Annotated in this window: 17 protein-coding genes; 8 read left to right on the forward strand and 9 right to left on the reverse strand. The window is 45.7% G+C overall.

Annotated features, from left to right (window positions below; genetic code table 11):
• Positions 1 to 29 precede the first annotated feature (29 nt).
• The 4 genes from AC438_RS02930 (at position 30) to AC438_RS02945 (ending at position 4,790) form a co-directional block, all read left to right on the forward strand.
• Positions 30 to 515 (forward strand): chemotaxis protein CheW, encoded by a 486-nt coding sequence (locus AC438_RS02930; RefSeq protein ID WP_053979782.1) that lies wholly within the window; start codon positions 30 to 32, stop codon positions 513 to 515.
• 335 nt (positions 516 to 850) lie between these two features.
• Positions 851 to 2,170, forward strand: a complete 1,320-nt coding sequence (gene rhlB, locus AC438_RS02935) for an ATP-dependent RNA helicase RhlB (RefSeq protein WP_053979783.1) — start codon at positions 851 to 853, stop codon at positions 2,168 to 2,170.
• 294 nt (positions 2,171 to 2,464) lie between these two features.
• Positions 2,465 to 3,760, forward strand: a complete 1,296-nt coding sequence (locus tag AC438_RS02940; RefSeq protein ID WP_053979831.1) for a response regulator — start codon at positions 2,465 to 2,467, stop codon at positions 3,758 to 3,760.
• 205 nt (positions 3,761 to 3,965) lie between these two features.
• Positions 3,966 to 4,790, forward strand: coding sequence for an S-methyl-5'-thioinosine phosphorylase (locus AC438_RS02945; RefSeq protein WP_082353907.1), 825 nt, complete (start codon positions 3,966 to 3,968; stop codon positions 4,788 to 4,790).
• A 207-nt stretch (positions 4,791 to 4,997) separates the two neighbouring features.
• On the opposite strand, the gene AC438_RS02950 is transcribed toward AC438_RS02945, so the two are convergent.
• Complete coding sequence (locus AC438_RS02950; RefSeq protein ID WP_053979784.1) at positions 4,998 to 6,665, reverse strand: di-heme-cytochrome C peroxidase; 1,668 nt, start codon at positions 6,663 to 6,665, stop codon at positions 4,998 to 5,000.
• Between the two features lie 49 nt (positions 6,666 to 6,714).
• Between AC438_RS02950 and AC438_RS02955 the strand changes: the two genes are divergently transcribed.
• Both AC438_RS02955 and AC438_RS02960 read left to right on the forward strand, forming a co-directional pair.
• The gene (locus AC438_RS02955; protein ID WP_162230684.1) at positions 6,715 to 8,520 is read left to right on the forward strand and encodes a BamA/TamA family outer membrane protein; all 1,806 of its coding nucleotides are present in this window, start codon (positions 6,715 to 6,717) and stop codon (positions 8,518 to 8,520) included.
• A 124-nt stretch (positions 8,521 to 8,644) separates the two neighbouring features.
• Positions 8,645 to 8,926, forward strand: coding sequence for an antibiotic biosynthesis monooxygenase family protein (locus AC438_RS02960; RefSeq protein ID WP_053979833.1), 282 nt, complete (start codon positions 8,645 to 8,647; stop codon positions 8,924 to 8,926).
• Here AC438_RS02960 and AC438_RS02965 read toward each other — a convergent pair.
• Entirely contained in the window at positions 8,923 to 9,690 is a 768-nt protein-coding gene (locus tag AC438_RS02965; protein ID WP_202904693.1) for an alpha/beta family hydrolase, read from the reverse strand. The genes AC438_RS02960 and AC438_RS02965 overlap by 4 nt on opposite strands.
• A complete protein-coding gene (locus tag AC438_RS02970; protein WP_053979786.1) occupies positions 9,680 to 9,946 on the reverse strand; it encodes a YheU family protein in 267 nt (88 codons plus the stop codon). Before AC438_RS02970 ends, AC438_RS02965 begins: the two co-directional genes overlap by 11 nt.
• A gap of 64 nt (positions 9,947 to 10,010) precedes the next feature.
• On the opposite strand from AC438_RS02970, the gene AC438_RS02975 reads away from it, so the two are divergent.
• Positions 10,011 to 10,538, forward strand: a complete 528-nt coding sequence (locus AC438_RS02975) for a glycine cleavage system transcriptional repressor (protein WP_053979787.1) — start codon at positions 10,011 to 10,013, stop codon at positions 10,536 to 10,538.
• 101 nt (positions 10,539 to 10,639) lie between these two features.
• Here the strand turns inward: AC438_RS02975 and AC438_RS02980 are convergent, their stop codons facing one another.
• Positions 10,640 to 11,062: an outer membrane protein assembly factor BamE gene (locus AC438_RS02980; RefSeq protein WP_082353910.1), complete on the reverse strand. Its 423-nt coding sequence runs from the start codon at positions 11,060 to 11,062 to the stop codon at positions 10,640 to 10,642.
• Between the two features lie 213 nt (positions 11,063 to 11,275).
• Between AC438_RS02980 and fur the strand changes: the two genes are divergently transcribed.
• Positions 11,276 to 11,686, forward strand: a complete 411-nt coding sequence (gene fur, locus AC438_RS02985) for a ferric iron uptake transcriptional regulator (RefSeq protein ID WP_053979788.1) — start codon at positions 11,276 to 11,278, stop codon at positions 11,684 to 11,686.
• Positions 11,687 to 11,900: 214 nt separating this feature from the next.
• Here the strand turns inward: fur and ubiD are convergent, their stop codons facing one another.
• The 5 genes from ubiD to AC438_RS03010 all read right to left on the reverse strand — a co-directional run bounded on the left by ubiD (position 11,901) and on the right by AC438_RS03010 (position 20,387).
• A complete protein-coding gene (gene ubiD, locus AC438_RS02990; RefSeq protein ID WP_053979834.1) occupies positions 11,901 to 13,367 on the reverse strand; it encodes a 4-hydroxy-3-polyprenylbenzoate decarboxylase in 1,467 nt (488 codons plus the stop codon).
• Positions 13,368 to 13,472: 105 nt separating this feature from the next.
• Positions 13,473 to 14,732 carry a transcription termination factor Rho gene (rho, locus tag AC438_RS02995; protein WP_053979835.1) on the reverse strand — a complete coding sequence of 420 codons (1,260 nt, stop codon included), beginning with the start codon at positions 14,730 to 14,732 and terminating at the stop codon, positions 13,473 to 13,475.
• A 488-nt stretch (positions 14,733 to 15,220) separates the two neighbouring features.
• Complete coding sequence (gene trxA / locus AC438_RS03000; RefSeq protein ID WP_053979789.1) at positions 15,221 to 15,547, reverse strand: thioredoxin TrxA; 327 nt, start codon at positions 15,545 to 15,547, stop codon at positions 15,221 to 15,223.
• A gap of 219 nt (positions 15,548 to 15,766) precedes the next feature.
• Positions 15,767 to 17,887 (reverse strand): polyphosphate kinase 1, encoded by a 2,121-nt coding sequence (ppk1, locus tag AC438_RS03005; RefSeq protein WP_053979790.1) that lies wholly within the window; start codon positions 17,885 to 17,887, stop codon positions 15,767 to 15,769.
• Positions 17,888 to 18,077: 190 nt separating this feature from the next.
• Complete coding sequence (locus AC438_RS03010; RefSeq protein WP_156316976.1) at positions 18,078 to 20,387, reverse strand: ATP-binding protein; 2,310 nt, start codon at positions 20,385 to 20,387, stop codon at positions 18,078 to 18,080.
• Positions 20,388 to 20,476 lie beyond the last annotated feature (89 nt).

A 20,476-nucleotide genomic window follows, 5' to 3' on the forward strand; every position in this document is an offset into this window, starting at 1 on the left:
CAGGTAGACAATAATTCGGGTAGAGCACAATGAATGACAATACTGTAGACAATGATACCGGAGGCATGGCGTGCTTTGTTTTGCCCATTCAAGCGGGAGCACTTTTGGTGCCTAGTATCAGTATTGCCGAAGTCGCTTCGGTAGCACCAATCTTCCCTGATAACAGTGGCCCAGACTGGTTTTTAGGGCATTACAACTGGCGTAACCGTCGAGTGCCATTGATTAGTTTCGAAAAGCTAACCCGTGATCAAGGTGGGGGAATTAACCCAAACGGTCGTATTGTATTATTCAAAAATACAGGCGCAAATACCGACGTAGGCTTTATTGCTATTCCTACGCAAGGTATCCCCCGTGAGGTCATGGTAATGATGGAAGATGTGACAGACAATGCAGTACAAGGTGATTTAAGCCCCTTTGAAGTCATGAGTGTAAATTGTGAAGGAGAAGAGATGACAATCCCTGATTTAACAGCACTAGAGGATGCTTATCTCGCTTATAAAGACAAGTTACTCTAGCAAAGACAGTTACTCTAGCGTATTGCCATATTTAATCTATCTAAATAGATAACGATGCAGTCCTACTGACAACCCTCATCGGACAGGGTACGCGTGGATTATTTTTTGGACCTTTGCGCTAGATTTGTTGTTTTTACATGTGCCGCCAGTGGTTATTACGCCGATAAATGTGACCAATGTTAAGCGCCTCTAACGGTGCGGCTCGAAAATGTGGATCAGCGCATTCAGTAGCCTTTTAATTATAGAAATATGTTGAGTTTTAAGTGAGCTTTTTAGCTGTTTTATAGAGGTCGTGCTAAACTCGTCGGCCTAGTCCATTATTTGTAGGTTATTCTTTGAGCACCGAACCCACCCCTAACAACACACCGGTCGTTAAAACGCACTTCCAAGACCTGAATTTAGCGCCGCCATTATTAAAAGCTATTGAGGATTTAGGTTTTGAGCATTGCTCGCCTATTCAAGCGGAATCTCTGCCTTATAGTTTGGCAGGCCATGATGTGCTGGGTAAAGCTCAAACTGGCACAGGTAAGACGGCCGCGTTTTTAATCCGAGTTATTGATGATTTATTAAAAAACCCTATCACCGAAGAGCGCTATGCCGGTGAAGCTCGGGCGCTTATTGTTGCACCAACACGTGAGTTGGTGATTCAAATTGCTGAAGATGCTAAATTGCTGACTAAATATACAGATTTAAAAATTCATACATTGGTGGGTGGTATGGATTATCAAAAGCAGCAAAATCGGTTGCATAATGAATTTGTTGATATTTTGGTTGCAACGCCTGGCCGCATGTTGGATTTTCGTGAGCGTCAAGATGTGCATTTAGATACGGTAGAGCTACTGGTTATCGATGAAGCTGACCGTATGCTGGATATGGGTTTTATTCCGCAAATGCGTCAAATAGTACGTTACACCCCTAGAAAAACACACCGCCAAACATTGATGTTCTCGGCCACCTTTACCGAAGAGGTTATGCGTTTGTCGGAGCAATGGATGCATGAGGCGAAACATATTGAAATAGCCTCGGAGTCAGTGACAACAGACAACGTCGAGCAGCATGTTTATATGGTTGCCGGCGATGAAAAGTTTACGCTGCTGTACAATTTATTAAATACTCATGGTTTTGATTCGACGATGGTTTTTGCTAATCGCCGTGATGAATGCAGAAAACTACATGACTATTTAAAGGCCTACGGTATTAAGTCGGGCTTACTCAGTGGTGAGATAGACCAAAATAAGCGCGTGAAAACCTTAGATGCGTTTAAATCCGGAAAAATTAGCGTACTCGTTGCTACCGATGTTGCTGGTCGAGGCATCCATATTAATGATGTGTCTCATGTGGTGAATTATACACTACCCGAGGAACCCGAGGATTATGTACACCGAATAGGTCGAACCGGGCGGGCTGGCAGTAAAGGTATTTCAGTGAGTTTTGCGTGCGAGGATGATTCGTTTCGCCTGCCCGCGATTGAAGAGTTAGTGGGGCGTAAAATTCATAGTGAAGTTCCCCCAGAAGAATTATTAACAAGCTTGCCTGAGCCGCTGACTCCTTTACCCGTACAGCAGCGTAGAGGTGGCAGTAGTCGTCATGGCGGTGGTCATCGTCAAGATGGGCATCGCAGTGGCGGGCGTGGACATTCTAGCTACCGTCGTTAAGAGGTGTAATCACTTGGAGCACTCTATACTTATTATATGCTTGAGTGTTTCTTTTCGTGTTTTACATATCACAATCCAGTCGTGTCAGTGCATTCGCTAGTCTACACTCAATAAATCATGTTCATTATTCAAGCAAGCCTACCCCTATTACTTGGTGCCGTGTTGAAGGGCGGTCTTCTGCGTTTATATCGCAAGCAAGCGCTAGGCGCTTAAGCCTTGCTCGGTATACCGCTTTTTCAGTGGCGGCGCTTATGAATAGTGATAAATACTGTTTATTGAGCGGGTACTGTGATTATGAAAAAAGTATTGATTGTTGAAGATAGTACGATGGTGATGCGTATCATCAAGCACGTTGTTAAACAATCCGCTGTTTTTACGCCTTTATATGCTGAGACATTAGCTGAGGCTAAGGCGCTGATCGATACAAATCCTGATATTTTTGCTGCAATGGTTGATTTGTCGTTACCTGATGCGCCCGACGGTGAAATAGTGGATTACACCCTATCACTAAAAATCCCAACCCTTGTGCTCACAGCCTCTTTTGATACTGAGCGTCGCAATATTTTGCTAGCAAAAGGTATCGTGGATTATGTCACCAAGGAAGGGCGCTTCTCTTATGTCTATGCTTGCAACCTTATTCATCGCCTGATCAAAAATGAAAATGTACATGTGCTAGTTGTTGATGACTCCTCAATGAGCCGCAAGATTGTAGTTAACATGATGCGTTTGCATCGATATCCAGTTCTTGAGGCTAAAAATGGCATAGAGGCGATTAAAGTTCTTCTGAATAACCCTAAAATCAAAATGCTGATCACCGATTACAATATGCCAGAGATGGACGGCTTTGAGTTGGTGCAAAAGTTGAGGGTAAAATACGTTAAGTCAGAACTTGTCATTATAGGGATTTCTTCGGAAGGTGACGGGCATTTAACGGCGCGCTTTATCAAGGCAGGTGCCAATGATTTTATTAAAAAGCCTTTTAATCATGAGGAGTTTTTCTGCCGCATAACACACAATGTTGAGCAGGTAGAGATGATCGAGCAGATTCGTGATGCCACTCGGCGCGATTACCATACGGGTATTTACAATCGCTATTATTTTTTTGAAAAAGGCTATGAAGATTGGCTGGCTGCTCAAGGCAATAATACTCCAGTTGCTCTGGCAGTCATTGACCTTGATAACTTTCGCTTGGTCAATGAAAAGTTTGGCAACGATGCCGGTGATGTTGTGATGCAGCATGTTGCCACGCGTCTCGATCAATCATTGGATCGCTTTTTAGTAGCGCGTACAGATGGTCAAGAGTTTTATGTGTTAATGGTCGGCCTGACAAATGATAAAGCGTGTTCATTATTGGAGCATGTTAACAGTGTGATATCGAATGCTAGTGTCGATTGGAACGGCAGTAAAATTGCTGTGAGCTTTAGTGCAGGGGTTGCCAACTATTCAGCGCAAAACGGTAGCGAGCAGTGCGATGAAGGCGGTTTTGATGAGCTTGTCATTAATGCTTACCAATGCCTGCATCGCGCTAAAGATGCAGGGGGTGATATGATTATTGGCGATGGCGGGGTGGCTGATGATGTACAGGAGTAGAGGGGTAGTGAATGAATCAAGCTAACTATTCTCAAGCTTGATCAGTGTCGCTTTATATAGCGTTTGTAGACGGCTTGAGCGCCCCATTTTGGTATTTTTTATATCGTTACATGACAATAAAACCGCTATAGAAAAGTTATGATAAAAAGCGACTGATCGAATAAGTTCGATACACTACACGTTTTCTTGTTAACGAGTATAACCGATGAGCACCAACGCACTTAAACGCGGCGTCAACCCGTCTTATGATATACAAACACCGGTTACTGCCGCTCCAGCGGTTGCCATTATAGGCGGCTCTGGCTTTTATGAGCTTTCGGACTTCGAGTCTGATAAGCAGCTCAGCGTACCAACACCTTATGGTTTAGTTGAGGGAATTGAGCAAGGCTTTTGGGCAGGCCAGCCGGTTGTGTTTATGAAGCGCCACGGTAACGGTCATAAAATACCTCCGCACAACATTAACTATCGTGCAAATATTTGGGCATTAAAAACACTGGGTATTCGACAAGTTATTGCGATCAATGCGGTGGGCGGCATAGGTGAGGGGTGTGCCCCTGGTGCGCTTGTGGTGCCTGATCAGATTATTGATTATAGCTATGGCCGCGAACATACATTTGCCGATGAACTAACCGATAAGCTCAATCATATTGAGTTTGCTGAGCCTTATACCGACAGTGTCAGGCAAGCTCTTTTGATCAGTGCGACAGCGCTGGCTTTACCTGTCATTACGACGGGGTGTTACGCTTGCACTCAAGGCCCTAGGCTTGAAACGGCAGCAGAAGTTACGCGTTTGCAGCGAGATGGCAATACGCTTGTTGGCATGACTGCTATGCCCGAGGCCGCCCTCGCGCGCGAACTCGAGATGCAATATGGGGCTATTTGTATTGTGGCAAACTGGGCGGCAGGTTTAAGTGATCAGCCGATTACACTGGCATTGATTCATCAAACCTTGAAAGAGGCTGTTACCAAAGTACAGCCTTGGCTGCAGCATTATTTGAGCCATTCCCAATCGTTATCTCTCAGTGAATGATTCAGTGTTCGCGAAATAGGGCGCTGATGGATTATTTTCTGGGCATTTAAGCGCCGGGAGCGTTTATATAGTCCTATGGATTAGTCCCATGGATGGCTTGAGCGCCCCGCTCGCGCTTATGAGTAGGCGATCGGCTTATAGATATTGATTCCCCAGCACCTCGCTGCAATAACGCAGCTATGATCGCGCGACTTACATATGCCGCAGTCAGAGCGTTTTTAGGTATTCGATAAGCGCCCACTTTTCGCCCTCTGTTAAGTGAGTGCCAAAAAGATGCCCGCTATTGCTATTGCCGTATAGTGTTGTATCAAAGTAGCTCGCATTTAGGTTTTGATGGTGTTGAAAGCCGACCTTGATTAAATCTAGCTCCTGATTGCCGACATAAAATGTTTGAGCTCTAAGCTCGGGAGGTTGAAGTAAATCCCATAGTGTAGGCACCGAGCCATTATGCAAATAAGGTGCGCTACTCCAAATCCCGTTGAGTGGGCGAGCGCGGTAGGCTTTGCGCGTCCAAGCCAGTGGCGCACTAAAATTGCTGGCATACTCGGTAGCTACTGCCGTAATAGCGCTCAGTGGTTTGTTCAGTATGACGCCAGCGGTTGCATTCATGACTAGCTCTATAGGCGGGACTTGGGCGGCAATTGGCGGGCCAGCCACAATGCCCATCTTTTCGCCTTGCAATTGCCCACTATGCACCTGCCGCTCAACAAAATTTGTTGCCATGACAGGGTCTGTGCCAATGCGTGCTATATCAACGAGTACGCTTTTGATTTTGCGCTTGGGCGCCAGTGGGTCAATGATCGTGTGGCAATCTTGGCAGTGTGTGCGGTAGAGTGTTTTTCCTAAAAACGCTTTGCGTGCATCAATGGCACCGAGCAGCTCACTGGGCCACTTGGGCCGAGTGAGTTTGTAATATTGTTGTTGCAGGTAGCCTAGGTTTTTAACGTTGACGCTGTTGCGATAACCTATGATATTGTCAGGATCTATATCGACACTGCCGTACACCGCAAGCGCTGTTGGTATATTTTGGGCGAGTGGTCCGGGTTCTTGATTAGGGGCTGAGCCATTCCATTGGACAAGGTCGTGATGAGAGGCGTCCCATAAGGTAGGAATACTCACGGGTCCGTCTGGGCTGTGTGCATTGGCCGGCATATTGAGTGCTTCAGCGGCGATGGTGTTGAAGATGATGCCTAGCGCATCTAGGCGGCCGTGCCCATAAGGGGTGCTAGTTGCATTGAGTGTAAGGCGCCGCTCGAGTGACTGCTGATAGTGCTCGAGGGCGACTTTTAACGGTGTTTCATCGCTATGAAGGGCGTCGGCAAAACGTGCTAAGCGCGCAGGCTGATCGAGGGTGTGTGTAATGGCCGCAAGAATATCCTGCTCAAATTGGGCAAAATTGAGTTGCGCACTTCCCCCGTCAATGAGTATCTTTTGCCCCTTGTAGCTCACAAGTGCAGTATGGCAAGCTGCACAGGTTAAGCCTGCCCATTGTTCGTTTTTGTGATCGGTAACGCTAAAGCCAATTGGAAGGGCGTAGGGGTTGTTAATGCTATGCTGCTGAGGAATAAAACCTAAAGTAGAGAGGTAGTCGGGGTCATTGATAAAATTTGGAAGTGTTGGATGCTCTAAGTGTAATAGCCACTGTAATGGCAAAATGTGTGAGCCAAAACTGGTGTGCGCTACTTGTTGGCGTATATCGGGTGTCCAATTTTGCGGTAGAGTGCGTATAGTGCTGGGTAGCCCATAATCTGGAAATAGGTGTTGTGAGGGCTTGTTGAGTGTGGCGGCCCATAAAATAGCAAGAGTCAGGACGATCAATAATGTGATAGCACCTTTTTTTACAGTACGTAGTATGCGAAATAAAGCGCGTAACATCGCCGCCCCTAATAGATTATTTTTATCGAGTATATACAAAGTGTATAACGTGTTTAGTCCGCTGCAAGCAAAATTGAGATTCTTACGCTATATGGCCGCTGTGGGCATGTTGAGTGGCTATATCGGTGTGGCGGTACCAGCTAAGGCTGATGACGCGGTGTTGGTGCCTGTTGATGAGCTGCAGCCAAAGCGCAATCCATTATTCAATAAGGATGACAGCGATGATGGTGCTTGCCAGTCGCTCGATTTGACTCGACAGGCATACCAGCGGCGTATATTTGGTGAGGCGCATGCTGATAATCGCTTTGCCGATTATCAAGGTATGACCATTGCTTCAATTGAATTTACGCGCATCGATGTTTTTGACGTAGCAGACCCAAAAGAAGATAACCCGCTTTTTCGGCTGGTTAACTCTTTAAATATGCGCACGCGCGAATCGGCCTTGCGGCCTCAATTGCTCTTTAGTGAAGGTGATGCGCTCGACCCTGCGGCGGTTGCCGAAACAGAGCGTAATTTACGCGAGCGTAAATACTTGGCTGATGCTTTTATTATGCCGGTTGGGTATTGCCGTGGTGGTATTCGCTTGGTGGTGGTTGTCAAAGATGCATGGACCACCCAACCGATTTTGACCGGTAGTCAAGCGGGTGGACAGAGTAAATCAAAAGTGGGGGTCGTCGAAGGCAATTTTTTAGGCACAGGCAGTGAAGTCTCTGCTGTTTTCACTAAAGATGATCAACGTAATTCATTGGCGTATAAATTCAAAAAAAATTATCTTTGGGGTCAGCCGCTGGCTGTCAGTTTTGGTTTTAGTGATAATTCTGATGGTTATGTGCGCAATGCTCAATTCGGTAAACCTTTTTATACCGATAGTACACTCACAGCTTTCGACGCCTCATTAGAGCAATTAGAGGCGCGTTTGACCGTCGATCAAAATGATAACACTTTGGTGTCATATGATATTCGTAGCGAAAACAAAAGTGCCTATGTGGGTATTCAAAAATCATTATTATCAAAGAGTGTTACGCGCTTGTATGCGGGCATTAGTCAGGTAAAGCAGTCTTACAGCCGATATGTTGGCGAGCTTTCGCTGGCACCGGATCAGCCTACTGATTTGACATATCCTTGGCTGTCGCTAGAGCAAAAGTCTACGGATTATATTGTGGCTAAAAATATTAATTCTATCGGGCTTGTTGAAGATTTACGACTGGGCGCTTACTGGCGCTTGACGCTAGGCTATAGCCCAGCGCGCGATCAAGCGCCATCAGCGTATGTGATGAGCGCGTCTTACGATGAGCTGTTTCAATTTACAAATCAATATGTCGGCGTCGCTTTACAGTTTGATGGTGTACGTTATAGCGAGGAAACCCCAGTCTCTGAAAAGGATTATTACAGTGCGACGGCATATTTTAATTACCGTTATTTAATGGGAGACCAGCAGCGTATTTTTGGTGCCGTACAATATTTTCAAACGCGTGCTGCGGCGCTTCATCAGTCTGCTCGGGTGGGTGGGCTAAGCGCAGTGCGAGGATACCCGGCCAACTATGTGCTAGGTGACAGGCTTTTAAGTGGCTCGCTCGAATACCGTTACCATAGCCATTTACATATTTTCAATATCATTCGCGTGGGGGCGGCTGCTTATGTCGATGTGGCTATGCTACAAAATACACACCATTTAGCTATTGCTAACGAAGGTTATGATGGTGAATTGTTAAGCGGTGTTGGTTTTGGTTTGCGTATTGCTTCTAGCAAAACACATGTGGGTAATGTTATACATATTGACATCGCCAAACCTATTGGCTACAAAGAAAACGCAGGTAGCTATCAGGTTATATTAAGTGCCGAAAATACATTTTAATGAATAGCCGTACTCGTGATGCGGCGGTGAGTTTGTTTTGTGTATTGGTAATGCATTAGGTATTATTCCGCACTTTGAGGCGGCATTCATTGGGCTGTCGTTTTCATTGTTTCATGGAGAATTTATGATTTACGTATTAATCGAACGTCGCATTGCTGACGGCATGGCAACAACATACGATGAGGTTGCACGCAATATGTTACAGCAGACCTATGTGGTACCTGGGTTTATTTCTGGTGAGGCGTACGAGGATATGAATAATCATAACCATCGCTTTTTATTGTGTAAGTGGCGTACCTCACGTGACTGGGAGCGTTGGTTGCACAGTACGCAGCGGGCTGAGCTGATTAATTATTTTGCGCCGGTATTACAAGAGCCCGAAAAAATTACTTTGCTGGCTGTTTAATTTTTAAATGGCTTTGCTGCCCTTTTTTGGGTGCGTTGCGTTTGCAAGCATTGCTCAATAAATGTATTGGTCGCCATCGCGGCATCGTCGATGGCGTTTTGGTGGGTTATTTGCGAGCGAGCGAGAGGCTTGAGGTCGTGGTTGGCGGTGTTTATCCAGTGTAGCTGAATGTCCGATGTCAATGCGTAGCTAATGACTTCTTCTTGATTGCCTAGGGCGTCTCGCGTGCCTTGAATAATGAGCGTCGGTTGCATGGGGTCGCTGAGGTGTTGAGTGCGTAGCTTCAGGGGTTGTTTTTGTGGGTGGAAAGGATAGCCCAAACAAATTACGCCTTCCCATGCCGGTTTGTCTTTTGACGCACTTTTATTCCCAGCATTTAATAATGTTGCCACTCGGCCACCCATAGATTTGCCACCTATAAAAAAAGGTATTGGGTCGCCTCTCTGAGCCTGTTGCCTGTGTATGAGCGCCCGCCATTGATCGACCAGCACCAATATGTTGGGTGGCGGCCTTTTGCTGCCACCGGTTCTACGTTGTGCCATGTAGTCAAACTCAAAGCGCAAAACACAGATATCGTAGCGGCTGAGCGTTAAGCTATAACGTGTCATAAACTCGCTGTCCATAGGTGCCCCAGCGCCATGCGCAAGCATGAGTGTCGCTTTAGGTGTGCGAGGTCGCGAGATAATAACAGGAGTATCACCTATTGTGCTATGTTGCACCTGCTGTGGTGATTGAGTTGTTGACGATTGTTGTTTAAGTGTCACAGTGAAGCGTTCTGTTGATACGGTCTTGGGTGTGCTGTGCTTCTTTATATTGGCGCTTTGTCATTAGTGTAATTGATTGAAGCTGATCATCAAAAACAATTAAGATATCGCCATTGAGCACTTGAGGTTTTAGTTTTTCAACTTTAGCGGCTAAGTTATACTCAATTTCACCGTAATCAGTACCTTCTCGGTTGATAAACTCCTCTAATATGTTGTTCAGTGTATCGGCTTGTATTTTTTCAGGGGGGATAATCATAAGTTATCTTTAAAGGCACAATGTGAGTAAATAACTATAGTAATACCAAAAAGAGGATTTGGATATGCAATTAATTTTAAGTGTATTGAGCGATGATAGACCTGGTGTGGTGAGAGCGCTAGCAAGTGTTGTAGCCGAAGAGCAGGGCAATTGGCTTGATTGTCAGTTAACACGCTTAGCTGGTAAGTTTGCCGGCGTTGTTTGCATTGATATTCCTGCGGCGCGCAAAGCTTCACTGGAAACAGCACTGGAGCGCTTGGGTAAGGTGGGTCTTAGAGTGCTGGTGGATGAAGTCGGTCAAGATATTGGGCATGAGGTTCGCTATGCAATGTTTAATGCTGCAGCCCCTGACCGACAGGGCTTGGTATTAGAAATGTCGCAAGCACTGTCTGAGCGGGGTATTAGCGTGGTCAATTTGCAAACAGAATGCTCGAGTATGCCCTACAGTGGCGATCCATTATTTTCAGCACGAGGTCAACTGGCAATCCCCGAGAGTTTATCTTTGGCCGCCGTTGAGGCATTGCTGGCGACCGTGGCAGACGAATTAGCAATAGATTTTTCACTGAACGATATGGGCAGCGCTGAGGTGTAAGACGTTAGTGGTGTGGATACCGATAAAATATAGTTAGGCTTTTAGCCTCTGACTTTAGGTGTTTAGTCTGTCATTTTTGGTCTAACGTCTAATTTATGTTGCTAATAAATACTTGTGGCTGGGTCGTCTGACACCGTGCCTTCACGGCTTGTGTCGCGTGGCATGGCGCTATCTTTGTTATCGGCGGCATCTGCAGGGGTAGGTTTTACATTGCCTTCGTGTCTTATATACTTGCCGTCTTCAAAGAATACGGTAAATTGCTTCTCGGTGGTTTTGCCTTTCCCGCTGCGGCGGCTATACACGTAATCCCAGCGGTCTGGATTGAAGGTATCAATAAGTATTGGTGAGCCTAACACAAATTGCACTTGGCGCTTTGTCATACCGAGCTCTAATTTGTTGATGTCTTCTTGATCAATAATGTTGCCTTGCTGAACGCTAATGCGATAGACCCATGGAAACTCTAATGAGGAGCAGGCGCTAAGGGTGAGCGTAAGAAGTGCGGTAGATAAGATGCGCAGAAGCATGTCGTGTCTCAATCATAAAAAGTGGGTGGATGATACCCGATATTGAGAGGCATTCAAGCCTACAAGTTCCTGTGAGGATAATAAAAATGTTTTTAAGGGGTGGAGACTTCTGAGTGCTACCGTTAGAATCCCTGCAGTAAATCAGTAGCACCTATGCCTTTTAGCTTTGAGGTTTTTGAGTGCATTTTAAGTGAATGAATTTAAGAGGTGTATATGCCGTCTGAAAATCAAGAATTGCGCAAAGTCGGTTTGAAGGTGACATTGCCTCGTGTAAAAATCTTACAAATGTTAGATCAAGCGCAAGAGCGCCATATGAGTGCCGAAGATGTTTATAAGGCGCTACTTGAGGCTGGGGAGGAAGTAGGCCTTGCGACGGTGTACCGAGTATTAACGCAGTTTGAGCAAGCAGGTCTGGTCGAGCGCCATAATTTTGATGGCGGGCACTCTGTTTTTGAGCTCGATAGTGGTGAGCATCATGATCATATGGTCTGTACTGATACCGGTCAGGTGGTTGAGTTTCACAATGATGAAATTGAGAAACTTCAAAAGAAGGTCGCCGAGGAATTAGGTTTTGAGTTAACCGGTCATAATTTAGTACTTTATGGCAAGCCAAAAACTCAGTAAAAAATAGCAGTTATTTTTATGGCTAATAGCTGAGTGCTGATAAGGGTGTAAGGCCTAAATCCTATAAAACCGATACAGTTTGCTGTATCGGTTTTTTTGTAGGCTAATGAATACCGCTATTGCTGGGTTGTCATACCCCTAGCCGTGAGCGCCCTAGGTAATGGTTCATGATTACCTGATTTCGGTACCCCTGAATAGTTAATCGATGATCATATTAGAGGATATTTAGTTCTTCCCAAATGTCATCGATATGTGTTTTAACGTCTTGGCTCATGGTAATAGGTTCGCCCCATTCACGATTTGTTTCACCTGGCCATTTGTTTGTGGCATCCATTCCCATTTTGGAACCTAAGCCTGCTGTGGGTGATGCAAAATCTAAGTAATCGATAGGGGTGTTTTCGATAAGTGTGGTGTCTCTGGCTGGATCCATACGTGTTGTAATGGCCCAGATGACGTCTTGCCAGTTGCGCGCATCAATATCATCGTCTGTGACGACTACAAATTTGGTGTACATAAACTGCCGTAAAAAAGACCATACGCCCAGCATGACGCGTTTGGCGTGGCCGGGATATTGTTTTTTGATGGTCACAATTGCCATGCGGTAGGAGCAGCCTTCGGGCGGTAGGTAGAAGTCAGTAATTTCAGGGAATTGCTTCTTGAGGATGGGGACAAAAACATCATTTAAAGCAACACCTAAAATAGCGGGCTCATCAGGTGGTCGGCCGGTATAAGTGCTGTGATAAATAGGTGCTTTGCGTTGCGTGAGTGTGGTCACTGTAAAAACAGGGAATTTTTCTACCTCATTATAGTAGCCAGTATGATCGCCAAAAGGACCTTCTTCTGCCAGTTCGTTAGGGGCGATATGACCTTCCAGAATAAACTCTGCACCAGCAGGAATGTGTAAATTGTTGCTAAGGCTTTTGGCAATTTGTGTTTTGGCGCCACGCAGCAAGCCGGCAAAGGCATACTCGCTGAGTGTATCGGGTACTGGAGTAACGGCGCCTAGTATAGTGGCAGGGTCGGCACCGAGTGCTACGCTGACAGGGAAGTTCTCACCGGGATGTTTTTGTTGCCACTCTCTAAAGTCAAGAGCGCCACCGCGATGGCTTAACCAGCGCATGATAAGCTTGTTTTTGCCGATGAGTTGCATTCTGTAGATGCCAAGGTTTTGCCTGTCCTTATCGGGTCCACGAGTAATGACGAGCGGCCAAGTAATTAAAGGTCCTGCATCGCCTGGCCAGCAAGTCTGAATAGGCAGCTGCGTGAGATCCACTGCATCGTCTTTAAATACTTGCGCTTGGCAAGGGGGATTGCTGATGATCTTTGGCCCCATGTTCAGGGCTTGTTTAAAAAGTGGCAGCTTCTGCCAAGCCTCTTTGAGTCCTTTTGGGGGTTCGGGTTCTTTTAAGAAGGCGAGTAATTCACCGATATCTTTGAGGGCGGCGACATCATCTTTGCCCATACCAAGCGCAACTCGCTCGGGGGTGCCAAATAAATTGCCCAGTACGGGTGTTGTGAAGCCAATAGGGTTTTCAAACAGCAGGGCAGGACCGCCTGCGCGTAATGTTCTGTCGCAAATTTCTGTCATTTCTAAATTGGGGTCAATAGGGCGAGTAATGCGCTTGAGCAATTTCTTGTGCTCAAGTAGTGCAATAAATTCACGGAGGTCATGGCAAGTCATAATATTTTTTTCATAGTCAATGGTGTGATGATAAATATAAGACAACAAAAAAGGGAGGCCAATAGGAACCTCCCTTTTTTGTTATTCATAAAGCGATACGAGGCTTTATTTACTCTTCATTGATAAGAAAAATTCATCGTTTGTGTTGTGAGCCTTAATTTTATCGGTAAGGAACTCTGTTGCTGAGATGTCTTCCATGTCATTCAGGATCTTGCGTAAAATCCACATGCGCGATAGCTCTGCCTCTGTCATCAGCAGATCTTCGCGGCGAGTGCCGGAGCGGCGAATATTGATGGCAGGGTAAATGCGTTTTTCAGCCATTTTTCGGTCTAAATGCAGCTCCATGTTACCTGTACCTTTAAACTCTTCATAAATCACTTCATCCATTTTGGAGCCAGTATCGACGAGAGTCGTGGCAACAATGGATAAGCTACCGCCTTCTTCTATGTTTCGCGCCGCACCAAAAAACCGTTTAGGACGCTCAAGCGCGTGAGCGTCTATACCACCGGTTAATACTTTGCCTGAAGAGGGGATCACCGTATTATAGGCACGTGCAAGGCGTGTGATGGAGTCGAGTAGAATGACAACATCTTTTTTGTGTTCTACTAAGCGCTTAGCGCGCTCGATAACCATCTCAGCGACTTGTACATGGCGAGCTGGTGGTTCATCGAATGTAGAGGCGACGACTTCGCCGCGTACAGAGCGCTGCATTTCAGTAACTTCTTCTGGGCGCTCATCGATGAGTAGAACAATGAGGTGGCATTCGGGGTTGTTACGTGTAATGGCTTGCGCAATATTTTGCATCATGATTGTTTTACCCGCCTTAGGCGGGGCAACAATTAACCCACGCTGGCCTTTGCCTATGGGGGATACTAAGTCAATGATACGGCCGGTTAAATCTTCGGTTGAGCCGTTACCGACTTCAAGGACTAAGCGATCTTGTGGAAAGAGTGGTGTAAGGTTTTCGAAGAGGATTTTGTTGCGAGAGCTTTCGGGCTTGTCAAAGTTAATGTCGTTGACTTTGAGTAAGGCAAAGTAGCGTTCGCCATCTTTTGGTGGTCTGATTTTACCTGAAATGGTATCGCCGGTACGCAGGTTAAAGCGGCGGATTTGGCTTGGCGATACATAAATATCGTCGGGGCCTGCAAGGTAGGAGGAATCTGCCGAGCGTAAAAAGCCAAATCCATCTTGTAATATTTCGAGTACACCGTCACCGTAAATGTCTTCGCCGCTTTTAGCGTGCTTTTTTAATAAATTAAAGATGACATCCTGCTTGCGTGAGCGGGCAAGGCTCTCCATACCCAGCTGATTCGCCATCTCAATGAGCTCTTCGATAGGCTTCATCTTGAGGTCAGTCAGACTCATCTGTGCGCCTGGCGTGCTTTTTTTAGCGTGATTATTTTGTTTGTTTCGGTTTTGATGTTGGCGGCGCTGTGGTTTGGCAGGCGGCTCACTCGGCTCGGACTGCTTATTGTCGGCAGTTGCCGCAGCTTTTGGTGAGGTTTCGGTTTTTTCGGAAGAGGGCGTGTTGCAAGATTGCGGCATGATTATTTGATTTTTTCTTGAGGTTTGCTGTTGTCTTAAACATAGAGCGATTAAGCCAGCAGGGCAAACGTAGGGTTAATAAAGGAGTGATTGATAATACTTCAGGCTATCGTGCTGATATAATCTTGTGTTGGATTGACTTCAGAAGGTAACGACAGGCCGTGACACCGGCGGTGTGATGAGATAGGAGTTACTTCATTTATCCCAGTTGTGCCTCAGTATAGCGGTTAATTGACCGAGGTGCAAAAAAAAGCAAGATATGAGGGGTGCGAGAAACGAGGGCTTGCGATTAAGCCCTCGTTGCAGCGTTAAAGCACTGAGTCAATAAAAGCTTTAAGCTGGACTTTTGATAAGGCGCCTACTTTAGTGCTTTCGGCATTCCCGTTTTTAAATATAGTGAGTGTTGGAATGCCACGAATACCTAGTTTAGCCGAGGTTTCTTTATTGGCATCAACATCCATTTTGCAGATTTTAATTTGGTTGCCATATTCGACGGCAAGCTCTTCAAGCACGGGGGCGATCATTTTACATGGACCGCACCAAGGTGCCCAAAAATCGACCAATACGGGGCCTTCGGCTTGTTTGACTTCTTCGTCAAAGCTGGCATCGCTTATTACTACGATTGCATCGCTCATAATCTTCTCTCCAGAGACGTATTAACTTGGTTATGGCCAATCATAAGGAGTGTAAGCAAGGCTTACAAGCTTAAAATGGTCAAGGCTATTATCTAATTAAATCTAATGTAAAAAAATTGCTAAAACAAAGCTCTTTGTTCAGTTGCAGCTTAGAGGTAAAGCCTATTTGAGCTAGTGGGTAAAAATTTTTCTTACGACACACTATCTGGGGGTACTTTTTTATTTTCCAAGGCCTGATAACTGGCTTAGTAGCTGTGTTTGCGCTGATTCAGCACCTGCTTTTTGTTCTAGTAAGTAGGTGCCATTTTGTTGGAGTTGCCAGCGTTGCACACTATCATTCACATAGAGCATCAATTCATTGTAAACACGGTCGGCCATACTATTATCTTCGATAGGGAAGCAAGTCTCGACGCGTCGATTGAGGTTGCGCTCCATTAAGTCGGCACTGGCGCAGTAAACCCGTGTTTCGGCATTGGCAAAATAATAAACACGTGTATGTTCCAAAAAGCGGCCAATGATCGAAAAAACGCGAATGTTATCACTTACGCCGACTATACCGGTGCGTAGCGCGCACATTCCTCGAATGATTAAATCGATGGTTACACCCGCCTGCGAAGCTCTATAGAGAGCTTGAATCACCTTCGGTTCCGTTAGGCCATTACATTTTAGAATAATATGTCCGGCTTTACCTTCTTCTGCGGCTTTGGCCTCGCCTTCAATCATTTTGATCAGTTGACGTTTTAGGGTGAAAGGTGCATAAATAATTTTACTCATGCGCTCGGTTTTACCCATGCCGGTTAGTTGTTGAAATACCTTATGCACATCTTCGCACAAGTTGGGCTCAGCACTGAGGTACGAGTAATCTGTATACAGGCGAGCATTGCCGCTGTGGTAGTTACCGGTGCCTAAGTGGCAGTAGCGTTTCAGTTCGCCATTCTCACGGCGTACGATGAGTATCATTTTAGCGTGAGTTTTGTAGTCAACGACCCCATAAACAACAACGGCACCGGCTTCTTGTAGGCGGCTGGCAAGTTCTAGATTTTCTTCTTCATCAAAACGGGCACGTAGCTCTACAATAACCGTAACTTCTTTGCCGTTACGGGCTGCCTCTAGTAGTGCGTGCACAACCGGTGAGTCATTACCTGTGCGGTAAAGTGTTTGTTTAATGGCGGCGACAGCGGGGTCTTTTGCGGCTTGTCTAAGTAGCTGCACAACGGGTGAAAAAGATTGAAACGGGTGGAGTAGTAAAAAACTACGCTTACTAATCGCATCAAATATATTGTCTTTACGGGTTAGTCCTTTGGGTATCTTGGGAGTGAAAGGGGGGAAGAGCAGGTCGGCGCGACCGATCATGCTTGGCAAGCGCATAAGTCGCTTGAGATTAACCGGCCCATTGACTCGATAAAGACTTTCTTCAGTAAGCCCGACCTCCTTTAATAAAATATGTGTCAAGTGCTCAGGGCAATTATCGGCCACTTCTAGCCTAACAGCCGTGCCAAATCGACGTGAGTGCAGCTCGCCTTTTAGGGTGATCGCTAAATCTGCAACGCCTTCAACGTCGACATCGAGATCGGCGTTGCGAGTGATTCTAAATTGATAGCACCCATTGACTTTCATACCGGGAAAGAGCTTTTCTGTGTGCGCATGGATCATAGAAGATAAAAAAACAAAGCTATGGCCGGGCTCACTAATGTCACTTGGTAGTGACACCATGCGAGGTAATGAACGTGGTGCAGGCACAATCGCTAAACCTAAATCACGACCAAATGCATCTTTACCTTCTAAATCAACAATAAAATTTAGGCTTTTATTGACGAGCCGCGGAAACGGATGAGCAGGGTCTAGGCCGATAGGACTGACGAGTGGTAAAACGTCAGTAGTGACGTAGTTTTCTATCCACCACTCTTGCTGTTCAGTCCAGTGACTTCGACGTAAAAATCGAATGCCTTCGTCTTCGAGTTTGGGTATTAATACATCATTTAATATGCGGTACTGTTCATCGACCATTTGATGTACTGTGTGGCTAATTTGGCTGAGTACATCTTTAGTGTGCATGCCGTCAGGTCCTACAACTTCACGCTCAAATAAAATACGTTGCATTAAACCTGCGACACGTATTTCAAAAAACTCATCCATATTAGAGGCTGAAATCAACAGGTATTTCAGGCGTTCAAGTAGCGGGTGTGACTCATCGAGTGCCTGAGCTAAAACGCGTTGATTAAAACCTAGATTGCTGAGTTCGCGGTTAATAAAAAAAGCGTGCTGATCTAAAGCGATATGAGTATTCGAAGTGGCGCTGGTGTCTTCTTTGTCTTGGGTGTCTAATGCATCGTTTAACATAGGATTATCTTCGTCGGCAAAATATTTATGCGTAATTAATTCATAGGGGGTTACAGTCTATAAGAGGTAATATTACATGACTTTACACGATGTATTGACACTCATTAGCTGTGTTAATGAGTGTCAATACCACCATAGTGTCGAGCCATTCATGAAATGACGGTGTCACTTTCAGCGGGTTAATGACTGTTTAAGGGGTGTTGGAGTAATTATAAGGGGAGGGCTGTGATGCTTTTGTTACATTAGGCGCCAAGGTCAGTTGAGCGAGAGTGGTTTGTAGTTGATGAAGAGTTATGGGTTTGCTCAGGTAAAGGTCCATACCGCTATCAAAGACACGCTGTCGATGCTCAGCTTCTGTATGTGCTGTTAGTGCAATAATGGTGTGTGGGTGGACCTGCTGTATTTGTTCCCACTCTCGAATTAGGCTGGTGGCTTCAAAACCATCCATGACGGGCATTTCGCAGTCCATAAAAATGATATTAAAGGCGGCTGTGCTTTGGGTGAGCGTTTCTACAGCCAGTTGCCCGTTGTTGCAAAGTACGCATTCAATACCTAATTTGCGGAGCATACCCTCAATGACCATTTGGTTAACTGGATTGTCTTCGGCTACAAGCGCATGCAAGTGTGGTAGGCGTTTAATTTGCGCTAAAGGGTGTACTTGTGCGTTTTTTGGCTGAGAATTTTGATGAAATAGAGACTCGATGCTGGCATTGTTGAGTGGGTTGGGGAGGTTTATTATGCGGTGAGGTAAGGTGCTATCTTGGGGGGCTCTTTGGGTCTTGAGGCCTGCTGTATGCGCCTCAGCAGAATCCTCAACGCGACCTAAAATGTAAATGACAACCTCTTTGGGGAGAGTGATTTTTTGACTGAGAAAGGTTTCATATTGGGCCGCATCTATTATTAGATATTGCTGCGTATCCCAGCGCAGACTATGCAAATTATCAAAGCTGTCGATAATTTTTGTATGACAAACCTGCTGACATAATTGAGTGAGGGGTTGAGATTGACTGAGTAACACCACCGTATGCGAGAGGGGTGCGCGGGCAGGTTGCGACTGATTGGCGTCGGATAGTAATTGAGCAGTAAACCAAAAGCACGCCCCTTGGCCTGGAGGACTCTGTACACCAATTTCACCGCCCATTAAAGCCGCCAGCTGTTTTGAAATGGTGAGCCCTAAGCCCGTGCCGCCATAGCGGCGTGTTGTGGTGGAGTCGGCTTGGCTAAATGCTTCAAAAAGACGAGAGGCAACCTCAGGCTTAATACCAATGCCGGTATCCCGAACACTAAAGCGCAATGTGAGCTGGTCGTTGTGCTTGCGTAGGCATTCAATCGTGATATCAACACTGCCTCGTTCAGTAAACTTGCAAGCATTACCAATCAGGTTAACCAGTATTTGGCGTAGGCGTGTAGAGTCACCAATAAGTGATGTTTTTACCTCATTTTTGATACAGCTAAAAAAGTGAATGTTGGGGTATTTGCCTGAAGCGTGAAAGAGCGATAAGCAATCGTTCACCAGTTGCGTCAACTCAAAGGGATGCTCTTCAAGTTGCATTTTGCCAGCTTCAATTTTTGAATAGTCGAGAATGTCATTAATAATCTCTAGCAGTGACTCACCAGAGCGGCCAATAATGTCCAATTGTTCGCGCTGTTCGTGACTCAAAGCGGTTTCCCTGAGGAGCTCAACCATTCCAATAATGCCATTCATGGGGGTGCGTATTTCATGGCTCATAGTGGCAATAAATTGACTCTTAGCACGGTTAGCTGCTTCTGCGGTGTATTGTTGTTTACGCGAGAGGAGTTTTTCTTCTTTTTCCATCATTAATGCAAGCTCAATGGCTTGACGTTGTTCCAGCTCTTTGATGATGGAGCGGCGCATGTATTCGAGGGCTTGACAAACTTCGCTCAGTTCATCGCGAGAGCGCATTTGCTGAGTTCTAAATAAAGGATTTTGGATTTTATCGAGGTTCATATTGCGGGCGTGACGGGCGATTAACTCTAAGGGTTGTACCAATTGTTGGCCCACAAGCCAATACAGCGTAGCGGCAATTGCAATAACGCTAAATAGCTCAAGTAATAGGTTGTGTTTGAAATTGCGCCAAAGCGTTTTAAATAAAGCATTTGCTGAATAGTACACAAATACCTTGAAGCGCTGCGTATGCTGCGCGTGCGTGACATCGATGAAATATGTGCGACTGAGCCTGCGCAGTGGCGCATGGATTGGGGGATTTTGGCTGGTTAAAGGCTCGGGAAGTAAGGTGTGCTGAGCGTTCAGTGGCGTTGCGTTTTTCGCGGAGAGCGGTGTGATTTGGATATGTGTAATAGGAGCTTTGAGTGTTAATTGATTGATGATCTGCTGCGCAGCTGCGACATTAGCGTGCTTGATTGCGTGACTTAAGTGTTTAATGTCTTTGTTAATTAATGTATCGACTTGCTGCTGTAGCTGCTGCTTAAGGTGAGTGTAGTCGGCCATGGTGCGGAAGGCTAAGGTAATTGTAGCCACTGTGAAGCCCGCTAGTATGACTAATATAGCGAGCTTGCGTGCCAAAGGTTGGTGAGTGTATAGCAAAAGTAATGACACTGTGTAGGCCT

The organism is Marinagarivorans algicola, from assembly GCF_001292705.1.
GTDB classification, from domain to species: domain Bacteria; phylum Pseudomonadota; class Gammaproteobacteria; order Pseudomonadales; family Cellvibrionaceae; genus Marinagarivorans; species Marinagarivorans algicola.